The sequence below is a fragment of the Salinicola lusitanus genome (assembly GCF_038648475.1).
GTDB classification, from domain to species: domain Bacteria; phylum Pseudomonadota; class Gammaproteobacteria; order Pseudomonadales; family Halomonadaceae; genus Salinicola; species Salinicola lusitanus.
In genome coordinates this window covers 2,536,274-2,562,000 of the sequence record NZ_CP151919.1, presented here as the reverse complement: position 1 = coordinate 2,562,000, position 25,727 = coordinate 2,536,274, and the positions used below count along the sequence as shown (strand labels likewise).

Sequence of the window (25,727 nt, the reverse complement as noted above, 5' to 3'; positions counted from 1 at the left end):
CGCCTCAGGCAATTCGCCTGGCGGCCTCGCGACGTCGCTTGAGTTCGTAGATTACCGCCAGCCCCACCGTGAACAGGATCATCACCAGCGCCAGCGCATTGACCGCCGGGGTCAGGCCGGTACGCACCTTGGAGGCGATGTAGACGGTCAGCGTGGTGTCGTAGCCGGCCACGAAGAGCGTGGTGTTGTAGTTCTCCAGCGACTGGAGAAATGCCAGGACCGCCGCCGACAGGATGGCCGGCCTGAGGTACGGCAGCAGGATGCGGCGGAACACCTGCCACTGGCTGGCCCCGAGATCCATCGCCGCGCGCTCGAGCGTGCGATCGAAGCGCTGCAGCCTGGCCGCCACCATCAGCATGACATAAGCCGCGATGAAGGCGCTCTGGGCAATGATGGTCAATGCGATGCCCCCATTCACCCCCCAGTCACGCCAGAAGATCAGCGTCGAGATACCGATGATCACGCCCGGCGTCAGCAGTGGCGACAGGATAAGCGCATAGATGAAGGACTTGCCACGACCCTCCACCGTGGTCAGGAACAGTGCGCTGGCCACGCCGATGGGCAGGGCCAGACACAGCACCCCCACGGCGACCAGCAGGCTGTTGGCCAACGAATCCCACATGCCCCCGTCGGCCCACAGGGCCGAGAACCAGCGCAGGGTCGTTCCGGTCCAGGGTGTGACGGTGGGGAAGCGGCTCTCGTTGAACGTCGCAGCCGCCATGATCAACAGCGGCAGGAAGAGGTAGGCGAAGAAGATCGCCAGATAGGCCTTGAGCGCCCAGGAGAAGAATCGCGAAGAGCTCATTCAGTACCGTTCCTATTTGGCGATATCGCCGAGACCGACCTTGAAGATCCGCATGATGACGGTGACGAAGACGATGCACAGCACCAGCAGCAGGAACGCATAGGCCGCCCCCTGGTTCCAGTCGCCACCCTCGAAGAACCAGTTGTAGATGATCTGCGTGAACCAGCGGCTCCCCGGTGACCCCAGCAGCGCCGGTACCGCGTAACTGCCCGCGGCCAGCATGAACGTCATGATGCATCCGGTGGCGATCCCCGGCTTGGCGTGAGGGATCACGATACGCCGGTGAGTGCGCCCCCAGCCGGCACCGAGATCCCGTGCGGCTCGAATCTGGTTGGTATCGAGGCTCTCGATGGCGTTATAGAGCGGGAAGACCATGAACAGAATGTAGGCATAGACCATGCCGACCAGGACGCCAGTGTCGCCATTGAGAAAACGGATCGGGCGATCGATCAGCCCCACCGCCAGCAACAGTTCGTTGAGCGGCCCCCGAAACGCGAAGATGATGTACCAGGCAAAGGTGCGCAGAATCTCGTTGATCCAGAACGGAATGATCAACAGCAGCAGGCAGAGGGCCGCCTGACCCGGTGTCGCCACCTTGGCCAGATAGTAGGCCAGCGGGTAGCTGACGAGCAGGGTCAGTGTGGTCACCAGGACGCTGGACCATATCGTCTTGAAGAAGATCGCGAGATGGATCTCGTTGCGGAAGAAGGTGGCGTAGTTGGTCAGCGACCAGACATCCTTCGCCCCGCCGCGTTCGGCCGGCAGCAGCGCCGGATGAAACGAGTAATCGATCATCTGCCACTGGGGCAGCAGCACCATCACGATCAGCCAGATCCCCATCAGCGAGACGATCGCCATGGTCAATGGCAGTCCGAAGCGGTTATGCAGTTGCCGCCACATCGGCGCCCTCCTCATCCGACTGCCCGCGCTCGACGCCCGGCAGGACCAGGGCCCCACGCGGCGGGTAATCCAGGCGGCAGGCGCTGCCCACCTTGAACGAAGATTCGACGCCGTCGCTCTCCAGCGCCTGCGGCACGTGCGCCCGTACCGTCCTCCCCTGCTCCAGCGCGATCTCGAGCGTCAACCAGGCGCCTTCGAAGTGCTCCGCCTGGATCACGCCGCCGAACGGTAGCGAAGAATCGCTGGCGCTACCGACTCGCCACTGCTCCGGCCGCACATAGAGCGTGGCCTCGTCGCCGGGCTCGAGCGGCGAGGCGGCGGCTCCGCGCAACGGAGCGGGCAGCCCCGCATCCAACGTCACCATCCCGCCGTCCACGGCCGTGACACGCCCCGGAAAACGATTGTTCTCGCCCACGAAGCCGGCCACGAAATCGGTCCGGGGTTGTCGGTACAGTGTCATTGGATCGGCGACCTGCTGGATACGGCCATCACACATCACCGCAACCCGATCGGACATGGTCAGTGCCTCGCCCTGATCGTGGGTAATATAGATGAAGGTGATGCCCGTCTTGCGCTGAATCGCCTTGAGCTCGGTGCGCATATGCTGGCGCAACTTGAGATCCAGGGCGGAGAGCGGTTCGTCCAGCAGCAGCACTCGGGGCTCCACGGCCAGCGCACGGGCGATCGCGATCCGCTGCTTCTGGCCGCCGGACAGCTCCGCGACCGGCTTGTCACCACTACCGCCCAGTGCTACCAGATCCAGCAATTCGTCAGCTTTTTCCCGGCGCTTCTTGCGATCGACGCCACGGACTTCCAGCCCGAATTCGATGTTCCGATAGACGCTCATCAGCGGAAAAAGCGCCAGATTCTGAAAGATCATTGCGGTGGGCCGGCGATTGACCGGCACTCGGGTCATGTCCACACCGCCAATGGCGACCGAACCTTCACTGGGCGTGAGGAATCCGCTGATCATGTTCAGAAGTGTGGTCTTGCCACAGCCGGAAGGGCCAAGAAAACTGAAGAATTCGCCCGACGCTATCTCCAGGGAGGTCGGCTGAATCGCCGTGAAATCGCCGAATCGCATCGCGACTTGGCTCAAGTTTACGCGACCGTCCATGACGTCCTCTTACCCATTGCCTGAAAAATGCCTGCGCTCAACCACACGGCGTTGAAAATCGGCTGGTGCGCAAGCCCGAGCTCGGCAATCCCGTCAAAATGCCCATTCATCCCGTGTAGACCGGGACGTCGGCGCGGTCCGTTTTTCGCCGATTTTTACCGTGCGACCCACAGGGATGTGGGTAGTGCGTTGGCACGTCGGGAACGGGCCTAGGCACTGTCTGAAAACTGCCTGCGCTCGCCCATACGGCGTTAAAAATCGGCTCAAGATGCTCATTTACACCGCGTAAACTGCGCTCTTTCATCGATTTTTGCCTTGTCTGGCCTTTGCTCGTCGACTTTTCAGACAGAGCTTGGCGTAATAACCGAGCCGGGAAACCGCCGAATTGCGGCAAGCCCCGTGCCCGCCAGCACGGGGCTTGCCAAAAACGACGCTCACGCCGACAGGTATCGATCCTGATACTCGTTACGCAACGCGACGTACCAGGGGTCCTGCACCGGCCACCACCACAGGTTGTCCAGATCCTGTTGCGTGTAGGAATCCTTGAAGAATTGACGCGTCGCTTCCGGCAACAGCTCCTCGGCGCCGACGGCGGTCGAGTTGTAGCCCGTGGACTTGACGAACATCGCCCCCGCTTCCGGAGTGTAATACCAGTTGATCAGTTCGTAGACTGCGTCGACATTTTGCGCGTTCTGGGGAATGACGAAACCTTCCATCCAGGCAAGCGCCCCTTCCTTGGGCGCCCCATAGGCGATGGGCTCGCCCTCGCCCTGGAGTCGAAACGCGGTGCTGTCCCAGGTCTGGCCAATCAGGGCGCCATTGGTGCGGAACGCGCCCTGGGCCTCGTTCTCGGTGGACCAGAACTGGATCACCATGTCCTTGTGCTTGACGGCTTCGGCCAGGATGACGTCGAAGTTGGCGCGCATCGCCTCTTCGGTCTTGAACGAATCCAGCAACGGGCGCGGCAGCTTGCCCTGGGATTCGAGCCACAGGCCGATGCCGATCAGCGCCGAGTGCGCACGGACCGTGACCCCCTCGCCGATGTCGGGATTCCAGAGATCTCCGTAGCTGAGCTTGGAACGGTCGATGTCGGTATAGCGGGTGTTATAGGCGATCGCCTCGGTGCCCCAGTCGGAAGGCGCGAAGTAGCGCTTGTCATCGATCACGCCACCGACTTCCGACCCCTTCATGGCGGTATCCAGGCAGCCGTCCCAGTGAATACGCGACGTATCCAGCGGCTGGATCAACTGATAATCCAGATAACCGGGCACCCGATCCACCGTCGGCATGATGACGTCGAAGCCAGAGCCGTCGGTGGCCCGCAGCGAGTTCATCAGTTCATCGTTAGTGCCATAAGGCGTGAAGGTCGCCTTGATACCGGTCTTGGCGGTGAAATCCGACAGCATCTCGTCGGTGAAGTAACCGGCCCAGGCGTAGATGCGCAGAACCTGATCCTGGGCCACGGCACGATTGATGTAGAACGGTACCGAAGCGGCGGCGCCGACAGCCGCGGCACCCTGCAAGAAACGACGACGGGAAAGGGTCATCGAAGGTCTCCTGTTGTTTGTCGATCCACTTCCCGGCTTCGTCATGAAGAGGCGTGGAAAACGTTGTTATACGACAGACCTGTTACGACGGCGTGACGCTCGATGGTTTTTGAACGTCCACTCAACAAGAGATTACCAGCCTGTCATCCTAATGACATCTAGACGAAGGAGAACCGGTAGCGGAAAGCGGTGAATGGCGCTCGCCGACCGGATAGGCGGCGCTCGCGGCCCGTCGCGATCGAGCATAAAAAAAGCCGGCCCCCAGGAGGGGCCGGCTTCGTTCGATAGCGCAGCGACGTCAGACGGTCACCGCACACATCGGGGTCAGCTTAGAAGCTGTAGACAGCACCGACGGCAACACCGTCGCCGACATCGTGGCTACGACCGTACATCGCGCCTTCGACGAAGGTGTACATCGCCGGAGAGATGTTGTAAGTCGCGCCGAGGATGAACTCGTTGAAGTGATCATCGCCAGCGTAGTCGCCGCTGGAGTTGATCGCACCGCGGTTGGTGGCCAGAGCAACTTCTTTGTCGGCATCGACGTACTGGTAAGAACCGTAGAGGTCACCAGCGAAGTTGTCGGACAGCGCGTAGCCGTAGCGAGCGCCGATAGCGTAACGCATGATGTCGCCGTCTTCGCCGTCGACCTTCATGTCGGTGTTTTCGACCTTGGCTGCCAGACGCAGGGTGTCGATGGTGTACTGAGCAGTCAAGCCGTACGCCTTGGCTTCGGAATACTCGCCAGTAGCGTCGTTCTGCAGCTTGTAGTTGTTCAGGTCATCGTAGACAGCCGCGACGGAGAACGCGCCAACGGCGTACTTCAGACCACCGAAGAAGGAGGCGTTCGAGCCGTTGTTGTTGGTGTAACCAGCAACGTCGAAGTCATCTTCAGCATCGCCTTTGTACTGCGTACCGATGGCGAACTGCAGGCCAGCCCAGACCGGAGACATGTACTGGAACTTGTCGCCTTCACGATCGACATTCTCTGCGGTGTTGTAACCGTAGAGGCCGCCCAGATCACGAGTGGAGTCGGTGTTGTCGAAGTATTCGTTGTTGGAGATCGGATCCTGGACCCAGTCGTCGATCAGCGGATCCCAGGAACCCAGGCGTGCGTCACCGAAGTTGCCTTTCAGACCCAGGTAGGCCTGGTCGCCGTTGCCAAGACCGTTGCCGATCTTCTCTTCGTCGGCATTGTGCTCGAACTCGGCCTTGAAGTAACCGGTCAGGCCCGGGTTGATGATGTGCTGACCGGAGAAACCGACGGTCGAGCCGTTGTCGAACAGCTCGTCTTCGGAGTCGGCGCCAGTGATGCGACCACCTTCATAGCTACCAGTCTCGATGGACTTGTAGGCGATCTGGATGTTGCCGTAGATGTCGAGCTGCGTGCCGTCCTGGTTGTAGACAGTCGCTGCCTGGGCAGCGGCGGAGGCGCCCAGGGCACCAGCAATAGCAGTCGCTAAGAGCGTCTTTTTCATCGCGATAGGTTCCTTAACTAGCTTACTGTTCGATCGTGTCTGCAGATGCAGTCGGCTTCAGCACCTTCAACCAGCTTCGTCACGCGAACGAATGACGGCTGCGGAACTTAGAAGCCTTGTTATTGTCCAATGCTCGCCCGGAAACCTTATACCGGACGTTGGAGGAACGCAACAAGAAAAAAACACTGTTTTCGTTCCCTGCTTTTCTCACCGGTTGCGCTTCTCGTCGCAACCGGGATTCATGGCGTCGACGGCACAAACCGGCTGCCGGCAGCCTAGCCACGGGGCATGACACTCTCATGACACGCCCCTCCAGGCAAGGAATCGGGCACGAATATTCTTCCCCCGGCCCCTCTTACCTGTCTTTCGATACCAAAGTTCAAGGCGGCACGAACTGGGCTCGCCCCGACTCGTCAATCCTGCGGGGACTGGCCATGCTTGGCCAGCAACGCCCCGATCTTGCGATCCAGCTTTGCCGATCGCTCCTGTGTCTCGCGAGCTTTCTGCTTCTTCTGTAACGCTTCCAACTGACGCTTGGCGTGCTTGGCCTCCTCGGCGGTCACCACCTCGCTATCCTCTCCCACCAGATCCACGCGTTTCGCGCCTTCACGAACCGATTTCAGGTAGCGCGGCAGATGCACGTAGCAGGCCAACGCCCGACGAACCAGCTTCTCGGGCCAGGGTTCTAGCTCGCACAGATCGAGATGAATACCAGTCTTCAGCGGCCGCGTATGCCCCTTGAAGAAGGTCCTGGGATAGCGCTTGTACCACTGGGCGAGCAACGCCTGCGGCGACGGCACTTCATGCTCGGCGCCGAACGCCAGTGAACTCTGGGGAGGCGACTCGCCAGCGGTGGACGGCGCTACGGGCGTGGAGGTGTCGGTAGGGACCTCGGGACGGGTTCGAGTGGATGAAGAGTCGGCCTCCCCCTCCGGGGGCGCGGAGCGCTCCGGCTCGGTGCGCTCGACTGCCAGCGGCCGAGCGATCTCGGAGCCCCCCTTGTCATGAGCGGGGGAAGAGGTCAGGCGCTGCAGCGGAGAGACCTGGCCGTGACGGGCCGTTCCGGTACCGGCGTCGCCATCCGGTTTTGGCCGAGGTCGTCGAAATGCCAGATTGCCCAGGCCGCGTGCACGCGTGCCGCCATCGGGGTCCTCGCTGTGATCCTGGCCCTTGACCACCATCGGGTCCAGTTCGGCCAATGCGAGTAGACGCTCCTTGAGGGCTCGATTCTCGGCCTCCAAGGCCTTGCACCGCTCTTTCTCGGCTTCCAAAGCGGCCTGACCCGCTTCGACCTGGTGCTCGATGGCAGCCAGGAGCGCCTGTGTTCGATCCGTCAACACGGCACAACTCCTCTCAAGTCCTCTCAATCAACGTCGGGACATGCCGTCGCTCATCCTGACGACTGGCACGCGATCCCTCTTGGCTGCAACGCCCTGCCGAGACTCAGCCAGAACTGGCCACCCGGTGGTATTGGACGAAAGCATAATCCGGCTGACCTGGCTGCGGCGACATCACCGAACGCTCGACCTCCTGCCACTCGTCACTCCGGAAGTCGGGGAAGAATGCATCCCCCTCGATCTCGACATCCACCTCGGTAAGCTGGAGGCTGTCGGCGAAGGGCAGCGCCTGCCGGTAGATCTCCCCGCCACCCATCACCACGATTTCGGCCGCGTCGTCGATCACCGCTTGATGATCGGCAAGTTGCAGCGCCTCGTCCAGAGAGTGACACACTCTTGTCCCCTCCCGACGATAATGGCGGTCGCGCGTGATCACGATATTCAAACGCCCGGGCAGCGGCCGACCAATCGACTCGAACGTCTTGCGCCCCATGACCAGGGGCTTGCCCAGCGTCAGCGCCTTGAATCGCTTGAGGTCCTCCGGCAGGTACCAGGGCAACCGATTGTTCACGCCGATGACGCGATTGCGGGACAGTGCCGCAATCAGGGTGATCGGCGTTTCCGGCTTCACGGTCGATGTCACGTCACTCATACGGCAATGGGCGCCTTGATGGAAGCGTGGGACTCGTATCCCTCGATGGCGATATCCTCGAAGCGGAAAGCGAACAGGTCGTCGATCGCCGGGTTGAGCTTCAGGGTCGGCAACGCCAGCGGTTCACGCGAAAGCTGCAGCCGGGCCTGATCGAGATGATTGAGATAGAGGTGGGCGTCGCCCAGGGTATGCACGAACTCGCCGGGCGCGAGCCCGCAGACCTGAGCAACCATATGAGTCAGCAGCGCATAGCTGGCGATGTTGAACGGCACACCCAGAAAGATATCGGCACTGCGTTGATAGAGCTGGCAGGACAACTTGCCATTGGCGACGTAGAACTGGAACAGCGCATGGCAAGGCGGCAGCGCCATCTCGTCGACCAGGGCGGGGTTCCATGCCGAGACGATATGCCGGCGGGAGTCCGGGTTGCGGCGTATCTGCTCGACCAGTCTGGCGATCTGGTCGATATGACCGCCGTCGGGCGTCGGCCAGCTTCGCCACTGGTAGCCGTAGACGGGACCGAGATCGCCATTGGCATCCGCCCACTCGTCCCAGATCGAGACGTTGTGTTCGTGGAGATAGGCAACATTGGTATCGCCACGGAGAAACCACAGCAGCTCATGAATGATCGAACGCAGATGCAGCTTCTTGGTGGTGACCAGAGGAAAACCCTCGGCCAGGTCGAAGCGCATCTGATGACCGAAGACACTAAGCGTACCGACGCCGGTCCGATCGGCTTTTTCGACGCCGCTATCCAGCACGCGCTGCATCAAGTCGAGATAAGGCCGCATGGGCACGCTCCTTTCCAGTGACGGGCTCATCGCGTGCGACGAACCCGTCGAAACACTTTCCATTTCGAGGCCGCCGGAGTCCGAGCGGCCAGTCACTCGACGTCGCCCGTTCAGGCCGCGGGCTGCCCCTGACGAGCGTCATCCACCGCATTGTGACGCGACCAGGCAATCAACGCGATACCCGCAACGACCATCGGCAGAGACAGCAGTTGCCCCATGGTCAGCCAGTCGAAGGCGATGAATCCCAATTGCGGATCGGGCCGACGGAAGAACTCCGAGAGAAACCGAAACGCGCCATAGCAGACCAGAAATAGCCCCGAGATGAAGCCGCGCCGTCGCGGGGTCAGGGAGGCCATCCACAGCACGACGAACATGACGACACCCTCGAGGAAGAACTGGTAGAGCGACGAGGGATGGCGTCCCTGGCCGCCCATGCCGGGGAAGACCAGTGCCCAGGGGACATCCGTCACGCGCCCCGGCAATTCGTGATTGATGAAATTCCCGATACGACCGGCCCCCAGGCCAATCGGCACCAGCGGTGCGATGAAGTCCGTGAGCTGGAAGAACGCCAGACCGTGCTTGCGCGCGAACAGCAATGCCGCCAGCAGCACCCCCAGCAGCCCGCCATGGAAACTCATGCCGCCGTCCCAGACCTGGAATATCCACAACGGGTTATCCACGAATCGGTCGAGACCATAGAACAGCGCGTAGCCGATACGGCCGCCGAGCACGACTCCCAGCGCCCCGTAGAACAGCATGTCACCGATGTCGTCGCGCTTGAGCCCCAGGCGATCGGCACGCAGACGCCCCAGCCACCAGGCCCCTACGAAGCCGACGACATACATCAGCCCGTACCAGTGTACCTTGAGCGGGCCCAACGAAACGGCGATCGGGTCGATCTCGGGATAAGCCAGCATGCATTCTCCTTGGCCAGGAAAGAGTTAGGGGAAACGCCGAATCCATTGACGAGCAGGATGAAGTGGGCGGCACTCCGTCGCAAGGCGCACGGAGCGCAGGATCGACATATCAGGGTCTCTGACCGGGCGCGCGCCAGCATCGCGTCAATGAGCCACTTCACCCGGGCAGACAGTCGTACCGTGTTTCCTTAGCCGATCATCAGCTTAATCCCTACCACGATCAGCAGGAGGGCAAAGATACGTCGCAGCGTCCTGGCAGGCAATGCATGGGCCACCTTGACGCCGACTCGAGCCATCGGAACGCTGGTCACCATCAAGCCAAGGAACGCTGGCCACATCACATAGCCGGTCGCCCCCGCCGGCAGGGTCATCTCGCCCCAGCCCACGACGACATTGGTCGCGGTACCGATCAGTGCGATTGGCAGGCCGATGGCCGAGGAGGTACCCACCGCCTCCGTCATGCGGCTGGTGAAACGCGACAGCCACGGCACCGACATTACCCCGCCGCCAACGCCGAACAGCGTCGAGACGCCGCCGATCGTGGCCCCGGCCACGGCCATCGGCCAGCGCCGCGGTTCCCGCCCCAGGGTCGCGGGCGGGCGAGTCAACAGCATTTTCAGCGCCATCACGACCGCGAAGATCCCGAACAGGCGCGTCAGCGCATGACCGGGCAGTACCGAGGCCAGCAGTACGCCGAGAATCCCGCCAACCAGCAACCCCGGCATCATCAACCGCAGCCAGTCCTGACGCACGCCACCCCGGCGCCAGTGTCCCCAGGCCGAGGAGGCGCCGGTGACCACGATGGTCGCCAGCGAGGTTCCGACGGCGAGATGGGCGACCACCGCCGGATCGAAACCCTGGGCGAGAAAGGTGAATACCAGCGCAGGAACGATGACGATACCCCCGCCGATCCCGAACACGCCCGCCATCAAGCCCGCCGCGGCGCCAACCAGCAGATAGATCGCAATAGCCGTCAGCATCGGGTGCCTCCCCACCTGACGAATGGAGGAAAGGGAAGGAAAGCAGGCCCTGCCGCCGGTGTGGCGGTGGTGGAGAGTGGGACAATGAGCATGTGACGGTCCTGTAGAGCGCGAGGCAACGGCGGAAAGCTCGCCCGGGTCGCTAGCGCGCTTATGGTACGCTGCCGACGGGGCCGTGTCATGGCGGACCCCGACCGCTCACTCCTACGCCCACCCCCCGCTGGAGGTCGCCGCATGTGCTTGATCGTGTTCGATTGGCAGCCCCAGGCCGCGACGAGATTGCGTCTCGCCGCCAATCGCGACGAATTTCACGCCCGCCCGGCCGACGCGCTGCATCGCTGGCCCGACAGCGACCTGACCGGCGGTCGTGACCTGGTGGGAGGGGGAACCTGGCTGGCGGCGACACCCACGAGGGTAGCCGCCCTGACCAACGTCAGGGAGGGGCGGAGTTCCCCGCCAGCCGCCGGCCCCAGTCGCGGCGAGCTCGTGCGTCGAGCTCTCGAGGTCGACGATCTGGCCACCTGGCTGGACACGCTGGCAGCGGGTGGCGCCAAGGCCTACGCGGGGTTCAACCTGCTGGTGATGTCGGAGATGCAGCTGTGGACGCTGCATCACAGTCGTCAGGACACTCGTCTCCAGCTCGTACCCCCCGGCCTGCACGGCTTGTCCAATGCCAGCCTCGATACGCCCTGGCCCAAGGTCGTTCAGGCACGAGACGCGCTGCGACGGGCGCTGACGACGCCGGATTGGCGGGTCGGCATGCGCTCGGCCATGGCCGACACGCGCCAGGCTCCGCCCGCCGAACTCCCCCACACCGGGGTTGGCCGGGACCTGGAGCGCGTGCTCTCGGCTGCTTTCATCGTGGGGCAGGATTACGGGACACGAGCCACGACCCTGGTCGCGGTCTCGGCGACGGCAACGACGCTGGAGGAGCAGCGATTCGCGGCGAACGGCATCCCGGCCGGCGACCTGACACGGCTGACGACACCGCCGACGGGCTAGTCCTGGGGTGGCAGCAGATGGCCGATCTGCCAGTCCGTCAGCCGCTGACGCAGGTGTGCCCTCACCACTGCCGTGGTCGGCAACGACAGCGTTTCCGCCACCAGCGCGCGAGCGTCGCCGATGCCGACCCGCCGGATCGCGGCTCGCACCCGTGGCAGGCTGGGCGCATTCATCGACAACGCATCGAACCCCATGCCCATCAGCAGCAATGCACCGGCGGGATCACCGGCAAGCTCACCGCAGACGGAAGCGGGCACGGCGAGTTGCCGGCTCTCCTGGGCAAGGCGCGAGAGGGCGTTGAGCACCGCCGGATGGCAGGCATCGTAGAGCCCGGACACGCGGGCGTTGTTGCGATCCACCGCGAGCAGGTACTGGGTCAGGTCGTTGCTTCCCACCGAGAAGAAGTCGACCCGCTCCGCCAGGGCTGGCAGTTGGTAGAGTGTCGCGGGCACCTCGATCATGACGCCAACCTTGGGCGACGCGACCTCGATCCCCTCCTCGGCAAGCTCTTCACGCGCGCGCGCCAGCAGGCGTAGCGCGGTATCGACCTCGTCCACGCTGGTAATCATCGGCAGCAGGATGCGCAGATTGTCCAGCTCTCGCGACGCCATCAACATCGCTCGCATCTGCACCATCAGCACTTCCGGATGATCCAACGTGACGCGAATGCCGCGCCAGCCGAGAAACGGATTGGCCTCGTTGATCGGGAAATAGGGCAGATCCTTGTCGCCGCCGATGTCGAGCGTGCGCATGACCACCGGCAGAGGGGCGAAGCTGGCCAGTTGCTCGTGATAGAGCCGGGTCTGCTCCTGCTCGCTGGGGAAGCGCTCGTTCATCATGAACGGAACTTCCGTTCGATAGAGCCCCACCCCGCTGACACGTGGCTTGAGCTGGGCAACGGCATCCACCGCCAGCCCGGTATTGACCAGCAGCGGCATGGGGTGTCCGTCGGAGGTCTCGCTGGGCAGATGCTGCTCGTGCTCGAGCACCTCCGCCAAGGCTCGCTCTTCCTTGATCAGGCGTTCGTAGCGCTTGGCCAGCTGGGGCTCGGGTCGCACGAAGAGCCGTCCCCGGTGGCCATCGAGGATCGCCTTGGCTCCGTTGATCCTGGGCAGCGGCAGGTCGACCATCCCCAGCACCGTGGGGATGCCCATGGCTCTGGCCAGGATGGCGACATGGGAATTGCTGGACCCCCGAATCGAGACCAGCGCCGCCAGACGTTTCCTGGGTAGTTCGCCCAGCGTTGCCGCGCTGATCTCGTCGCCGACCAGAATGGCGTTGTCGGGATAGGTCGAGGGCGTGCGCTCGTTGCCCTCCTGCAGGTGGGCCAGCACCCGACGGCCCAGGTCCCGGATATCCGCTGCCCGTTCGCGCAGATAACCGTCGTCGACTCGTTCCAGATACTGCGTGTGCCGACGCACCACATCGGCCAGCGCACCCGGCGCCCACTGGCCCTCCCGGATCCGCTTCTCCACCTCGTTGCCCAGCGCCGCGTCTCCCAGCATCTGCTGATAGACGTCGAAGAGTGCGAGTTCCTGGGTGGAGATACGGCTGGCCAGGCGGGCGCCCGCCTTACGGATATCCTCGCGGACATGGGCCAGCGCGGCATGGAGACGGACCACTTCGGCATCCGGGTCGGTCGGGATCAGGTCCGGCACGCTATCCAGATCGGCAGGCGGGGCGACCACCACGATCTCGCCGATCGCCATCCCCGGCGAAGCCGCCACGCCCGAGAACATCGCCTGCCCGTCCGGGCCCGTGGGACGACTGAGCGTGCCCGACACCAGCGCATGGGCCAGAACACCCGCCAGTTGCGCCGCCATCGTGACCAGAAACGCCTCGTCACCCTCGTCGAAACGGCGCTTCTCCTGCTGCTGGACGACCAGAACCCCAAGCATTCGACGCTGGTGAATGATCGGCACGCCGAGAAAGCTCGAGAAGCGCTCCTCCCCCGTCTCCGCAAAATAGCGGAATTGCGGATGGGATGGCGCGTCTTCCAGATTCAGCGCCTCTTCACGCTGCCCGACGAGCCCGACCAGCCCCTCCCCCAGACGCAGTGTCACGACCCCCACGGCCTGCGTCCGCAGGCCGATCGTATCCATCAGCACCAGGCGATCGCGCTCGCGATCGAACAGATAGATGGAGCAGACGTCGGTGCGCATCGCCTTGCGGATTCGGCGCACCATGGTTGCCAGCGCGGCATCCAGGCTACGAGCGCCATTGACTTCCTGAACGATGCGGCGAAGGGTATCGAGCATGGGCCTTTTCTTGTGGGCGAGGAGATCCTCGTCTTGGCATCGGTGGGCCGGTATGACGCCATCCCCGGACGCGCTTGCAGCGAGCGTCGCCATCAGCGATGGAGTCATTCCGTCATGAATCGTGCTGCCTACCTTAGAGCCTGGCCATTTCCTCCAGGGACAACCGATGGAATTCGGGCGCCAACTCCCGCAGCGCGCGCCGGTAGACTTCGCGCTTGAAGGAGACGACCTGTCCCAGAGGATACCAGTAACTCACCCAGCGCCAGCCATCGAATTCAGGCTTGGGCGTGCTGTCGACGCAGACCTGACTGTCGTGACAGCGAATTTTCAGTAGAAACCACTTCTGCTTCTGGCCGATGCAGAGCGGTTTCGAATGCGTTCGGACCATGCGTCGGGGGAGACGGTAGCGCAGCCAGCCTCGCGTACAGGCGACCACATCGACATCGTTGGACGTCAGCCCGATTTCCTCCTCGAGTTCCCGGAAGAGCGCCTGATCTGGCGTCTCGCATGCCTTGATCCCTCCCTGCGGGAACTGCCACGCCTCCTGACCCGCCCGACGCGCCCAAAGCAGTTGGCCCTCACAGTTGGCGATGATGATGCCAACGTTCGGCCGAAAGCCATCGGCGTCTATCACAGCGTTCACCTTAGCTCAATCGTCGTTGGGATCATTCTTCCACAAAGCGAGAAAGGGCATCAATACGCCTTAGGCCAACCAGCGATAAAACCTCGACATCAGCGTGCCACGACACCAGCGCTTGCAGCCACGTCCTTGGCGACAGGAAATCATTGCCCGGCAACCGCCAAGGGCGTCATCGTGGGCAAAACGGCGGGAGTTTGCGATACTGCCGACCGCTCGCGCTCACGATCCGAACGGCAACGCTGTTGCCCCAACGACACCCGCAAAGACAGGAGCCAACCTTGAGTCTGGCCATCTTCGATCTCGACAACACCCTGCTGAGCTGTGACAGCGACCACGCCTGGGGCGAATTCCTGGTGGAACAGGGCGCGGTGGATGGCGAAGCCTACCGGCGTGCCAACGACCAGTATCTCCGCGACTATCGGGCGGGCGAGCTGGACATCATGGCCTACCTCTCGATGGCGCTGAAGCCGCTGGCCGAGCACAGCGAAGAGCAGCTCAATGCCTGGCACCAGCAGTTCATGGCCTGCAAGATCGAGCCTCACGTTCTGCCCCGGGGCGAGGAGCTGCTGGCGTGGCACCGCCAGCGCGGCGATTTCCTGCTGATCGTGACCGCCACCAACCGCTTCATCACCGGCCCCATCGCTTCACGGCTCGGTGTCGACGATCTCATCGCGATCGAGGCGGAGCGGGAGAACGGGCGCTACACCGGGCGCGTGGAAGGTGTCCCCAGCTATCGCGAGGGCAAGGTCACGCGAGTCAGGCAATGGCTGGAGCAGAACCCCACCCTGACGCTGGACGATGCCTGGTTCTACAGCGATTCGATCAATGATCGCTACCTGCTCGAGGAGGTCGCCACGCCGGTGGCCGTCGACCCCGACGAAGAACTCGAGAAATTGGCTCGCGAGCGCGGCTGGCGCGTGCTCTCCTTGCGAACGCCATCGGCATAGCTGTCCGAGGGCAGAGCAGATTGCGACGCTCTGGCGAGAGCCAGGGCGTCAGGGAAACGAGACGAGCGGATGGCGGCGCAGGAAGAGGGCACTCACTCCGTTCGCAGCGATTGACCATCGGGGGGCGTTGCCACTTCCGACGAGGGGGCGTGCACCGCGTGCAGCCGGCCGATCAACTGATCCTCGAGATCGAAACGTTCGGTCATGGTTGCGCCCAGTTTTTCCAGCCAGCCGGGAAGCCGATCGATATAGTGCTGACAGCGCGATGGAGTCGCGTACTCGTTGTCGAAATCGAGCACCAGCTGGGTCGAGGCATCGACGCGGGCCAGGAGCTTGTCGGCCACCGTCAAGGCTTCCCGGTCATCGAAGGCCTTGGCTTCTTCCCGCAACTGCGGATAGATCTCGAAGTGGCCGGCACTGATGTAGTCCATCAGTGCTTCACTGAAAGTATCGATTCTCGCCTTGGGCACCGCCGAGAGATCGGCATCGCAGAACTCACGGAGATCGACCAGTGTCACGAGCATGTCGTAGCGCTGCTCCAGCCATCGATCGATCAGCGTGTGCACACCGCCCCACCGCTCCCGAGCCGTCTTGCAGTCTTCCAGCATGATCACTCTCCTCCTGGGGCTGCTGACGTTTCAGCACGACCCGCGCTACTGCATCACCTGTTACCGGACAAGGCCCCGGATGCCGACGCCGGCGGCGCCGTCGTCAGATCCCGCAGCGTCGTCAGGCGGTATTGCCGTGCGAACCGGGAGGTGCTCTCTCAAGAGGTCTGCGCTGCCGGTTCGCGACCCGTCCTGCCACTGTAGCGCAATCGGGATATCAACATCATCACCGGAATCGTGCCCATGACGACGAAACCCAGCAGCGTCCACTGCGGCAGCGTGACGCCCCACAGCGCCCCCTCGACGGCCGCGCACTCGCCGGAGCCGTGGAGCACACGAGCCATGACATCCCACAAGGGCAGCATGTCCATCATGTAGTCCAGGCCCGGCCCACAGCTGGGCACGCTATCCGGTGGCAGGGTCTGCAGCCAGACATGCCGCCCCGCCACGCCGATGCCGGCCAGCACGGCAACCAGCGCGAGCAGGGCATAGACAAGGCCTCCGGATTTCGCGGGATTGTGAATCGCCCCGATCAGGAAGATGACACCCGCCGAGATCACCGCAACGCGCTGGAAGATGCACAAGGGGCAGGGTTCGAGGCCAACGCCGTACTGCAGGTAGAGCGCGACCGCCATCATGAAACAGGACATCAATAGTCCCAGCAGGCACCATTGACGCATACTGGTTGTGGCCACCCAACGCTTGATTTGCATATCTCATTTCCACTGAGGGCCAATTCGGTCCAGCACTGGCCTTGCTTCCATTTCACGACAGCCGACCGCAGGACTCTCGCCGAACGTTAACGATTCACTGACTCACGCCGCCGAACGAGGTTCCCTCGCCCGCTGGAAATAATCGGTGATGAACCGAGCGAACGATACCCGGTCCTCGGCCTCGATATCGTGCTGCTGCTGATGCGAGGTCTCGACCAGTTGGGAAAAGAGTTCGGCGCGCGACTCGTCCATTGGTGTCGACCGCCAGTGATGCCCCTGCTCCTTGGCCAGGTCGGCGATGAAGTCGGCCCACTCCCCACCATGCGCCTCCAGCGCCCGCAGCATCTGTGCCGAGGGGGTGAGTTCCGGGTCGTCCAGCCGCCGGGCGATCGTCTCGATGGCGGCCGCGTGAAGATTGTCACCTTCGATGGCGTCGAGCAGCCCGGCAACCTCGCGCAGCCCCTCGACGATTTCGTGCCCCCGAGTCCGCAACGGCACGTGACGATCGCCGATTCGCAGTTTCAGATCCGGATCGCGTCCCCGTTCGACCACCAGCCGGCGGTTGTCGTCCAGCCGATCGCACTCCTCGTCCGGAATCCAGGGGCTTTCCGAGAGCAGGCACCAGAGCAGGAACGTATCCATGAACCGCATCTGCGGCTCGTCGATTCCCAGCGGCAGGAACGGATTCAAATCCAGACAGCGCACCTCGATGTATTCGACACCGCGGGCCTCCAGCGCCTGCGTGGGCGTCTCGTCGTGTCGCGCCACCCGTTTCGGGCGGATGTCGCTGTAATACTCGTTCTCGATCTGCAGGATGTTGGCGCTGAGCTGTCGCCACTCGCCGTCGACCTCCACCCCGATGCGACGGTAATCCGGCCACTCGGCAGAGATCGCGTGGCGAAGCGTGCCGACATAGTTGGAGAGCGAATTGAAGCAGATCTTCAACTGCTCCTGGACCTTGTTCTGGTAGCCGAGATCGGACATCCGCAGGCTGGTCGCGTAGCGCGCGTAGCGCGTCTCACGGCCCATCGCCTCGAGCTTGTCGCAGCGATTATCGCCGTCCTCCTCGCCGAGGAAACTGCGGTCCAGCGCCGGTGACGCACCGAAGAGATAGAGCAGCAGCCAGCTGTTGCGGCGGAAATTACGGATCAGGTCGAAGTAGCGCGCCGAGCGATACCCCTGCAGCGATTCGCCCTGCCGGCCTTCCTGTGCCTGCAGCAGCGGCCAGATGTCGTCCGGCAGCGAGACGTTGTAGTGGATGCCGGCGATCGACTGCATGATGCGGCCGTAACGCACATCCAGACCCTTGCGATAGACATGCTTCATGGTACCGACGTTGGACGTGCCGTAGTCGGCGATCGGCACGCTGTCGTTGCCGGAGAGCCGCGCCGGCATGCTGGCCGGCCACAGCCACTCGTCGTCGAGCTGGCGGTAGGTGAAGCGGACCAGGTCGCCCAGGAAGGAGAGAGCATCGGCGGGACGGCAGTAGACCGGAGTGATGTACTCGAGCAGCGCTTCCGAGTAGTCGGTCGTGATGTGGGGGTGGGTCAACTTCGAGCCGAGCGAGTGCGGATGGAGGGTCTGCGCAATGGCGGCCTTCGAGTCGACACGCAGCCCCTCCTTTTCGACGCCCCGCCGTAGACGACCAAGCAATCCCTTCTGGGCCGGCGCCATCAGTTGGCCGACGTTCGTGGCGAGTTGATCAGACACGCTCAACACCTTATTTCGTGGGAAGAGCTCTGCTCCCCCGTTTGTCCGTGCGTCGACGGCTCCGGACGCCATTGCTGTCGCCGGAGCCGCCGCGAGCCAAACCTCATTATGGAGCCGACGATAGCGCTTTCAAGGCTAACGACTTCGTGGCCCGAGATCCGCGCTCGTGCGTGAAACGTCAATAGCCCCTAGCGTCGTCGCTGTGCCTTGAGCAAGGCCTCGGCCATCGCGCCCCCCGGCTGCGCGGATTGGCGGTCACCGCTGCCCTGCCGCGGTTGACGGCCCCGTGCCGCGCCATCAGGCTTGCCGCCGCTCGACCGACGCTGGCCGGGAGCCGTTCTCTCGCCGGGTGCGTCACCGAGTCGCATCGTCAAACCGATCCGCTTTCGCGTCACGTCGACCTCCAGCACCTTGACCTTGACGATATCGCCGGCCTTGACCACTTGCCGCGGGTCGTCGACGAACTTGTCGGCCAGTGCGGAGATATGCACCAGCCCATCCTGATGCACGCCGATATCGATGAAGGCGCCGAAATGGGTCACGTTGGTGACCACGCCCTCCAGCAGCATGCCCGGCTCGAGGTCGCCGATCTTCTCCACGCCCTCACGAAAGGTCGCTGCCTTGAACTCGGGACGCGGGTCGCGGCCGGGCTTGTCGAGCTCAGCCAGGATATCGATGACCGTCGGCACCCCGAACGCCTCGTCGACGTAGTCAGAGGGCTTGAGCGTCTTGAGATAGCGGCTGTCTCCGATCAGCCCGGCCAGTTCACGCCCGTTGCGTTCGGCGATACGCGCCACCAGCGGATAGGCCTCCGGGTGCACCGCGCTGGCATCGAGCGGATTGGTACCGCCCATGATGCGCAGGAACCCCGCACACTGTTCGAACGTCTTGGGGCCGAGCCTGTCGACGCCGAGGAGTTCCTGGCGGGTACGGAACGGCCCCTCACGGTCACGCCGCGCGACGATGTTGTCGGCGAGCATGGTGCTGAGGCCGGATACCCGGGAGAGCAGCGCGCTGGAGGCGGTGTTGAGATCCACCCCCACCGCGTTGACGCAGTCCTCGATCACCGTCTCGAGGCTCCGGGACAGGTTCACCTGGGAGACGTCGTGCTGATACTGGCCGACGCCGATCGACTTGGGATCGATCTTGACCAGCTCGGCCTGCGGGTCCTGCAGGCGCCGGGCGATCGACACCGCCCCGCGAATCGAGACATCGAGATCGGGAAACTCCCTGGCCGCCAGTTCCGAAGCCGAGTAGACCGAGGCGCCGGCTTCACTCACCATCACCTTGGTCAGCTGGCGTGGCGCCACGCGCTTGACCAGTTCGGCAGCCAGCTTGTCGGTTTCACGGCTGGCGGTACCGTTGCCGATCGCCACCAGCGACACGTCATGGCGTTCGACCAGCCCGGCCAGCGTCGCCAGCGCCTCGTCCCAGCGCTTCTGCGGCGCGTGCGGATAGATGACGGCCTGCTCCAGGAAACGCCCGGTGGCATCGACGACGGCGACCTTGCAGCCGGTGCGCTGGCCGGGGTCGAGTCCCAGCGTGGTGCGGGGGCCGGCCGGCGCCGCCAGCAGCAGGTCCTTGAGGTTGGCGGCAAAGACATCGATCGCCTCCTGCTCGGCCCGCTCGCGCAGACGACCCATCAGCTCGGTTTCCAGATGGGTGTAGAGTTTCACCTTCCAGGTCCAGCGCACCACCTCCTTCAGCCATCGGGAAGCGGCCTGCTCGGCCCCCAGGTCGATACCGACGTGCCGGGCGATCGCCACTTCGGCAGGGTGAATGGGCGCATCGTCCTCGCCGGCCATGACCAGCGAAAGGGCCAGCACCCCTTCCTTGCGACCCCGGAACATCGCCAGCGCCCGATGCGAAGGCGTCTTGGCCAGCGCCTCGTCGTGCTCGAAATAATCCGAGAACTTGCTACCTTCCGCCTCCTTGCCCTTGACCAGACGGGCGCGAAGCTGGCCATCCTCCCATAGCCGCTCGCGTAACCGTCCGACCAGCTCGGCCTCTTCGCTGAAGCGCTCCATCAGGATCTGCTTGGCACCGTCCAGCGCGCCCTTGGTGTCCTCGATACCATGGCTGGCGCCGGTCGCACTATCGACGAACGCCGCCGCCTCGCGCTCCGGATCCAGATGCGGCTCGGCCAGCAGCCGATCGGCCAAGGGCTCCAGCCCGGCTTCCCGGGCGATCTGGGCCTTGGTCCGGCGTTTCTTCCGATAAGGCAGATAGAGATCTTCCAGCCGCTGCTTGGTGGTCGCCGCCAGCAGCTCGGCCCGGAGCGCCTCGCTCATCTGCCCCTGCTCCTCGACCGCCTGCAGAATCGCTTCGCGGCGCTCTTCCATTTCACGCAGGTAGCGCAGGCGCTCTTCCAGCGTGCGGAGCTGGCCATCGTCGAGCCCGCCGGTGACTTCCTTGCGGTAGCGGGCGATGAACGGGACGGTGGCGCCGCCATCCAGCAGTTCGACGGCGGCATGGACCTGAGGGGGCCGAACACCGAGCTCGTCGGCGATCAGCGCAATGATTGCGGATTGGGTGTTGGACATGAAAATCATCACGATGGACAAGATCGCGCCACGTTAGCACAGCGACGCGCAGGGCTCACTCTCCGGGGCGTTGCGGCGCCGGACACGAAGAGGGGATGGCCGATGGCCATCCCCCTGATGCGATGCCGAGTGGGCCGGGACCACACTGGCGGCTGGAAACCGTCTTTCGACGGGCCGGTCAGAGCCGCTGCGGGCCAGCGGCCAGAATCGCCGAATCGATATCGTCGAACTTGGTGAAGTTGTCGGTGAACTTGGCGATCAGCGCGTTCATCTGCTCTCGATAGGCTTCCCGGTCCTCCCACGCATCGCGCGGGTCGAGCAGCTTGGCATCGACGCCCTCCACCGCCACCGGCACATCCAGATTCAGCCCTTCGATATGGCGCGTCTCGACATCCTTCAGGTCACCCTCCTGAATGGCGCGGATGATCGCCCGGGTGGTGGGAATGCTGAAGCGGCTGCCACCCTGACCGTAGGCGCCGCCGCTCCAACCCGTGTTGACCAGATAGACCCGGGATTCGAACGCTTCGATACGCTTGATCAGCAGCTCGGCATATTCGTGGGCCGGGCGTGGAAAGAAAGGCGCCCCGAAACAGGTCGAGAAAGTCGCCTCCAGGCCGCTGGTGGACCCCATCTCCGTCGACCCGACCTTGGCCGTGTAGCCGGAGAGGAAGTGATAGGCAGCCGCTTCCTTGGAGAGCAGAGAGACCGGTGGCAGTACCCCGCTCATGTCGCAGGTCAGGAAGATGATCGCGCTGGGTTCGCCGGCGCGATTCTCTTCCACCCGTTTGGCGACGAACTCGAGCGGATACCCCGCCCGGCCGTTCTGGGTCAGGCTGTCATCGGTGTAATCGGGAACACGGCCTTCCGTCAGAACCACGTTTTCCAGCACGGTGCCGAACCGGATGGCATCCCAGATGATCGGCTCGTTCTTGCGCGACAGGTCGATGGTCTTGGCGTAGCACCCCCCTTCGAAGTTGAAGACGGTGCCCTCCCCCCAACCATGCTCGTCATCGCCGATCAGATAGCGCTCGGGGTCCGCCGACAGGGTGGTCTTGCCGGTGCCTGACAGGCCGAAGAACAGCGTGGTTTCGCCATCCTCTCCGACGTTGGCACTGCAGTGCATCGGCAATACGTCCTTCTCCGGCAGCAGAAAGTTCTGAACCGAGAACATCGCTTTCTTCATTTCGCCCGCATAGCGCATGCCGGCCAGCAGTACCCGGCGACGGGCGAAGTTGATCATCACCGTGCTTTCGGAGCGAGTGCCATCGCGCTGTGGCTCGCAGACGAAGTCAGGTGCGCTCAGCACCGTCCACTCGCTCTTGTCCTTGGTGTTCCAGTTTTCGGGACGCACGAACAGATTGCGCGCATAAAGGTTGTGCCACGCCTTCTGGGTGATGACGCGAATCGGCAGATAGTATTCAGGATCGGCACCGACGTGGAGTTCGGAAACGAAGGTCTCTCCCCCCGCCAGATAATCCTCGACCCGCTCCCACAGCGCATCGAACACGTCCGGCCCGATCGCTCGGTTGACCTGGCCCCAGTCGATCAGATCCGAGGTCGAGGGCTCCTCGACGATGAAACGGTCCAGCGTGGACCGGCCGGTGCGCTCGCCCGTTTCCACCACCAGCGCGCCATTGTCGGCCAGCACGCCCTCGCCCCTCGCCAGGGCATATTCGACCAGCTCGGCCGCGGTCAAATGAGTGTGCGCTTTCGCGCCAGCAGCCTGGGAGATGGCTTGAGAGGTGGTCATTATCCAATCCTGGGCTCGAAGGCCTCTGTTTTCGTGTCGTTTCACAGCGTTGGGAACCCGCCGCCCCGACGACACCGTTCTCGATGGGACCGGCGACCTCGGCGCCATGGCAGGCGAAAAAGGATCGCCATTATGGCAAAAAGCGCCCAGCGCGCAAACGCTGGACGCTCGGTGTCAATGCGGCTTTGATCAAAGCTCTGCTTATCCCCCAGCAACCCGCTCCACTCGGCGCGTGGCGGCTTCCCTAGTGAAGCGTCGGCGATGGCGCCTCGGGGGAGTCGATGATCGCCTCGATGTCTGCCGCACTAAAATGGTACTGCGTATGACAAAAATGGCACTGCGTATCGACCGCTTTCTGCTCGTTCAGAATGCTTCGCAGCTCGTCGGCACCGAAGGTGTGCAGCGCGTTGGCAATGCGCTCCCGCGAGCAGGTGCAGCCGAACGCCAGCGCCTTGGGGTCGAAGACGCGCGTGGTCTCTTCGTGGAAGAGGCGATACAGCACGTCCTGCGCCGGTAGCGTCAGCATTTCGTCGGCAGTGATCGTCGCCGCCAGATGAACCACCCGATCCCAGGCATCGGGATCCTGGTTGGACGCATCGTCCGGCAGTTGCTGAAGCAGTAGTCCAGCGCTGCGCTGCCCGTCGGCGCTCAGCCACAGTCGCGTCGCCAGCTGTTCCGACTGGGCGAAATAGGCTTCCAGGCAGCCGGCGAGCTGGTCATGCTCCAGCGCCACGATCCCCTGGTAGCGATTGCCTTCGGCGGGATCGAGGGTGATCACGATCTGCCCGTCGCCCACCAGCTGCCGCAGCGAGGCATCGTCGGCGAAGATCTGGTTCTCGTCGTACCGCGCGATGGCCCGCAGTTGACCGCCGGGATTGGATTCGGCCATCAGCACGTCGACTCCCTGCTTGCCGCGCACCTCCAGGCTGACGGTGCCATCGAGCTTGACGGTTTCGGTCAGCAAGGCGACGGCGCTCAGCAGTTCGCCCAGTTGGTGGCGAATCGGCGCGGGATAGTCCTGGCGGGCGAGCACCTCCCCGTAGGCGGTTTCCAGTTGCACGATCTCGCCGCGCACATTGGTGTCGTCAAACAGGAAGCGTTGGATTTCATCGTTCATGGATCGGATCTCGTCGGGCACCGGACGAATCACAGGATCGCCCGGTGAGGGCAGGTAGTGGGCGACGTCAAGAGCGTGGGGCGTCAGTCATCGGTGTGCTGGCGCTGGAATCGATGGATATCGCGACGCTGGCGTTTGTCGGGCCGCTTGATCGGCGGTTGCATCACTTGATTGGCGAGTTTGCGCTGATGCGCTTCCCGCTCCCGCCGATCGAGGCTCTCGGCCGTCTCGGCGTAGAGCTCTCGAGCCTCCGGGGCGCCGCGGCGTTGGGCCGAGAGCGCCACGACCTCGACGGTCACGTTGTCCCAGCCTTGCGGCAGCTCGATCAGCGCGCCGACCTCGACGTTCCTGCTGGTCTTGACGCGGCTGCCGTTGTAACGGACCTTGCCGCCCTCGATCGCTTTCTTGGCCAGTTGACGCGTCTTGAAGAAGCGCGCCGCCCATAGCCACTTGTCGATACGTACCGTTTCACTCATGGATCAATTACCTCGACCGAGCTAGATGGGGGTGGGCAGTGCCCGCTTCAACCCGGCCGCGCGGGCATCAGCGATGCAAATTGCTCGACGACGGTGAACGACGGATGGGCGCTACCGACCTTGCGACTGTCCGGTTGATGGATACCCAGCAGATGGCGAATGCCGTATCGCCGGGCACTCTCGAGCACGTCGGCGTTGTCGTCGATGAACAGGCTGCGTGCCGGCTCGAAGGGGTGCAGCGTCTGCATGGCCGACCAGAACGCCAGTTGCTCCTTGGGAACCCCCACATCCGCTGATGACACGATCCGATCGACATAGCGATCCAGCCCGGTCAACGGCAACTTGAGACCGAGGCTCTCACGGTCGGCATTGGTCGCCAGGACCACATCCAGCGGCGACGCCTTCAGCCACTCCATGAAGGCCAGGGCATCGGCCCGCCATCCGATCAGATGTGCGACCTCGCGCTTGAGCGCGACGATATCCAGCGACAGCTCGCGACTCCAGTAGGCCAGGCTGTACCAATCCAGCGTTCCTCTGGCATCGCGGATACGCGACTCCAGTGCCGTGCGATGAGTGTCGTCGAGCCGATGCAGCTCGACATAGCGGCGCGGCAGATGCTCGAGCCAGAAGTGGCTGTCGAAATGGAGATCGAGCAGCGTACCGTCCATGTCCAGAAAAACGGTGTCGATGGCGCTCCAGTCGATCATCGAAAAAACCCCGGCCGTCAGTAAAGGAAATCGTCTCATGTCACGCCCCTCCCAGCGCAAGGAGGTATCGGGGCATTTCCCACGGAGACGAGCGTCGATTATTGTACCCAGTGCAACCCGCCCGATGCACGGAGGCCGCATGGCGCCGACTGATTCCCCCCCGCCCGTCTTGACCAGGCCGACGCTTCTCGCGCGGCGCAACGTTGCCCAGAGCGAACTGTTTGCCATCGAATCGCTCGACCTGCGCTTCGCCAACGGCGCCGAACGGACTTTCGAACGCTTGAAGGGCAAGGGTCGCGGCGCGGTGATGCTGGTCGCCATGCCCGACCCCGATCATGTGTTGCTGATTCGGGAATACGCGGCGGGCTTCGATGAGTACACGTTGACGCTACCCAAGGGGCTGGTCGATCCCGGCGAAGACATCATCACCGCGGCCAATCGAGAGCTCATGGAAGAGTGCGGCTATGGCGCCAATCGCATCGAGCCTCTGGTAGAGCTGTCGCTGGCACCCAACTACATGAACCACCGTATTCAGGTAATGCTGGCCAGCGATCTCTACGAAAAACGCCTGGAGGGCGATGAGCCCGAGCCGCTGATCGTGGAGACCTATGCCATCGACGATATCTCTGGACTGCTGGCGCGGGATGATTTTCACGAAGGGCGCGCCATTGCCGCGCTGTTCATCGCACGTGAAAAACTGCGCAGCGAGCAAACTTCCGGGAGCTGGTGGTGAGG

The 25,727-nt window shown here is 63.4% G+C and carries 23 protein-coding genes; 3 read left to right on the top strand and 20 right to left on the bottom strand.

Features of this window, described 5'->3' with window-relative positions; genetic code table 11:
- Nucleotides 1–4 precede the first annotated feature (4 nt).
- From AAGT95_RS11605 to AAGT95_RS11560, 10 genes are all read right to left on the bottom strand, one after another.
- Nucleotides 5–805 (bottom strand): ABC transporter permease, encoded by an 801-nt coding sequence (locus AAGT95_RS11605; protein WP_110603050.1) that lies wholly within the window; start codon nt 803–805, stop codon nt 5–7.
- Between the two features lie 12 nt (nt 806–817).
- Nucleotides 818–1,705, bottom strand: coding sequence for an ABC transporter permease (locus AAGT95_RS11600; RefSeq protein WP_342593869.1), 888 nt, complete (start codon nt 1,703–1,705; stop codon nt 818–820).
- Nucleotides 1,686–2,822, bottom strand: coding sequence for an ABC transporter ATP-binding protein (locus AAGT95_RS11595; protein ID WP_342593868.1), 1,137 nt, complete (start codon nt 2,820–2,822; stop codon nt 1,686–1,688). The genes AAGT95_RS11600 and AAGT95_RS11595 overlap by 20 nt, the downstream gene beginning before the upstream one ends.
- 434 nt (nt 2,823–3,256) lie before the next feature.
- The gene (locus tag AAGT95_RS11590; RefSeq protein ID WP_110603045.1) at nt 3,257–4,369 is read right to left on the bottom strand and encodes an extracellular solute-binding protein; all 1,113 of its coding nucleotides are present in this window, start codon (nt 4,367–4,369) and stop codon (nt 3,257–3,259) included.
- A 329-nt stretch (nt 4,370–4,698) separates the two neighbouring features.
- Nucleotides 4,699–5,844, bottom strand: coding sequence for a porin (locus tag AAGT95_RS11585; protein ID WP_110603043.1), 1,146 nt, complete (start codon nt 5,842–5,844; stop codon nt 4,699–4,701).
- A 413-nt stretch (nt 5,845–6,257) separates the two neighbouring features.
- Entirely contained in the window at nt 6,258–7,184 is a 927-nt protein-coding gene (locus AAGT95_RS11580) for a ProQ/FINO family protein (protein WP_342593867.1), read from the bottom strand.
- A gap of 103 nt (nt 7,185–7,287) precedes the next feature.
- Nucleotides 7,288–7,833 (bottom strand): dihydrofolate reductase, encoded by a 546-nt coding sequence (locus AAGT95_RS11575; protein ID WP_342593866.1) that lies wholly within the window; start codon nt 7,831–7,833, stop codon nt 7,288–7,290.
- Nucleotides 7,830–8,624, bottom strand: coding sequence for a thymidylate synthase (locus tag AAGT95_RS11570; RefSeq protein ID WP_110603039.1), 795 nt, complete (start codon nt 8,622–8,624; stop codon nt 7,830–7,832). The genes AAGT95_RS11575 and AAGT95_RS11570 overlap by 4 nt, the downstream gene beginning before the upstream one ends.
- Before the next feature lie 110 nt (nt 8,625–8,734).
- Nucleotides 8,735–9,541, bottom strand: coding sequence for a prolipoprotein diacylglyceryl transferase (gene lgt, locus AAGT95_RS11565; protein ID WP_110603038.1), 807 nt, complete (start codon nt 9,539–9,541; stop codon nt 8,735–8,737).
- A gap of 188 nt (nt 9,542–9,729) precedes the next feature.
- Nucleotides 9,730–10,521, bottom strand: coding sequence for a sulfite exporter TauE/SafE family protein (locus tag AAGT95_RS11560; RefSeq protein ID WP_342588733.1), 792 nt, complete (start codon nt 10,519–10,521; stop codon nt 9,730–9,732).
- A 234-nt stretch (nt 10,522–10,755) separates the two neighbouring features.
- On the opposite strand from AAGT95_RS11560, the gene AAGT95_RS11555 reads away from it, so the two are divergent.
- Nucleotides 10,756–11,523 (top strand): NRDE family protein, encoded by a 768-nt coding sequence (locus AAGT95_RS11555; RefSeq protein WP_342593865.1) that lies wholly within the window; start codon nt 10,756–10,758, stop codon nt 11,521–11,523.
- Here AAGT95_RS11555 and ptsP read toward each other — a convergent pair.
- Together ptsP and AAGT95_RS11545 are read right to left on the bottom strand one after the other, a co-directional pair.
- On the bottom strand, nt 11,520–13,781 hold the full coding sequence (gene ptsP / locus AAGT95_RS11550; RefSeq protein ID WP_110603034.1) for a phosphoenolpyruvate--protein phosphotransferase: 2,262 nt from the start codon (nt 13,779–13,781) through the stop codon (nt 11,520–11,522). The two genes, AAGT95_RS11555 and ptsP, sit on opposite strands and share 4 nt — an antisense overlap.
- Before the next feature lie 133 nt (nt 13,782–13,914).
- The gene (locus AAGT95_RS11545; protein WP_110603111.1) at nt 13,915–14,415 is read right to left on the bottom strand and encodes an RNA pyrophosphohydrolase; all 501 of its coding nucleotides are present in this window, start codon (nt 14,413–14,415) and stop codon (nt 13,915–13,917) included.
- A gap of 284 nt (nt 14,416–14,699) precedes the next feature.
- Here AAGT95_RS11545 and AAGT95_RS11540 point away from each other — a divergent pair, with 284 nt between their 5' ends.
- Complete coding sequence (locus AAGT95_RS11540; protein WP_110603033.1) at nt 14,700–15,368, top strand: HAD family hydrolase; 669 nt, start codon at nt 14,700–14,702, stop codon at nt 15,366–15,368.
- Between the two features lie 92 nt (nt 15,369–15,460).
- Here AAGT95_RS11540 and rsd read toward each other — a convergent pair whose 3' ends face one another.
- The 8 genes from rsd to AAGT95_RS11500 form a co-directional block, all read right to left on the bottom strand.
- Nucleotides 15,461–15,976 carry a sigma D regulator gene (gene rsd, locus AAGT95_RS11535; protein WP_342593864.1) on the bottom strand — a complete coding sequence of 172 codons (516 nt, stop codon included), beginning with the start codon at nt 15,974–15,976 and terminating at the stop codon, nt 15,461–15,463.
- A gap of 158 nt (nt 15,977–16,134) precedes the next feature.
- Nucleotides 16,135–16,689, bottom strand: coding sequence for a disulfide bond formation protein B (locus AAGT95_RS11530; protein WP_110603029.1), 555 nt, complete (start codon nt 16,687–16,689; stop codon nt 16,135–16,137).
- 102 nt (nt 16,690–16,791) lie between these two features.
- Nucleotides 16,792–18,363 (bottom strand): glutamate--cysteine ligase, encoded by a 1,572-nt coding sequence (gshA, locus tag AAGT95_RS11525; RefSeq protein ID WP_240612472.1) that lies wholly within the window; start codon nt 18,361–18,363, stop codon nt 16,792–16,794.
- A 224-nt stretch (nt 18,364–18,587) separates the two neighbouring features.
- Nucleotides 18,588–20,942 carry a Tex family protein gene (locus AAGT95_RS11520; RefSeq protein WP_342593863.1) on the bottom strand — a complete coding sequence of 785 codons (2,355 nt, stop codon included), beginning with the start codon at nt 20,940–20,942 and terminating at the stop codon, nt 18,588–18,590.
- A gap of 178 nt (nt 20,943–21,120) precedes the next feature.
- On the bottom strand, nt 21,121–22,692 hold the full coding sequence (locus AAGT95_RS11515; protein WP_110603027.1) for a phosphoenolpyruvate carboxykinase: 1,572 nt from the start codon (nt 22,690–22,692) through the stop codon (nt 21,121–21,123).
- 244 nt (nt 22,693–22,936) lie between these two features.
- Nucleotides 22,937–23,809, bottom strand: a complete 873-nt coding sequence (gene hslO, locus AAGT95_RS11510; protein ID WP_110709564.1) for an Hsp33 family molecular chaperone HslO — start codon at nt 23,807–23,809, stop codon at nt 22,937–22,939.
- Between the two features lie 83 nt (nt 23,810–23,892).
- A complete protein-coding gene (locus tag AAGT95_RS11505; protein WP_342593862.1) occupies nt 23,893–24,285 on the bottom strand; it encodes an RNA-binding S4 domain-containing protein in 393 nt (130 codons plus the stop codon).
- Nucleotides 24,286–24,332: 47 nt separating this feature from the next.
- A complete protein-coding gene (locus AAGT95_RS11500) occupies nt 24,333–24,992 on the bottom strand; it encodes an HAD-IA family hydrolase (RefSeq protein ID WP_342596529.1) in 660 nt (219 codons plus the stop codon).
- Nucleotides 24,993–25,131: 139 nt separating this feature from the next.
- Between AAGT95_RS11500 and nudE the strand changes: the two genes are divergently transcribed.
- On the top strand, nt 25,132–25,725 hold the full coding sequence (nudE, locus tag AAGT95_RS11495; protein WP_110603021.1) for an ADP compounds hydrolase NudE: 594 nt from the start codon (nt 25,132–25,134) through the stop codon (nt 25,723–25,725).
- Nucleotides 25,726–25,727 lie beyond the last annotated feature (2 nt).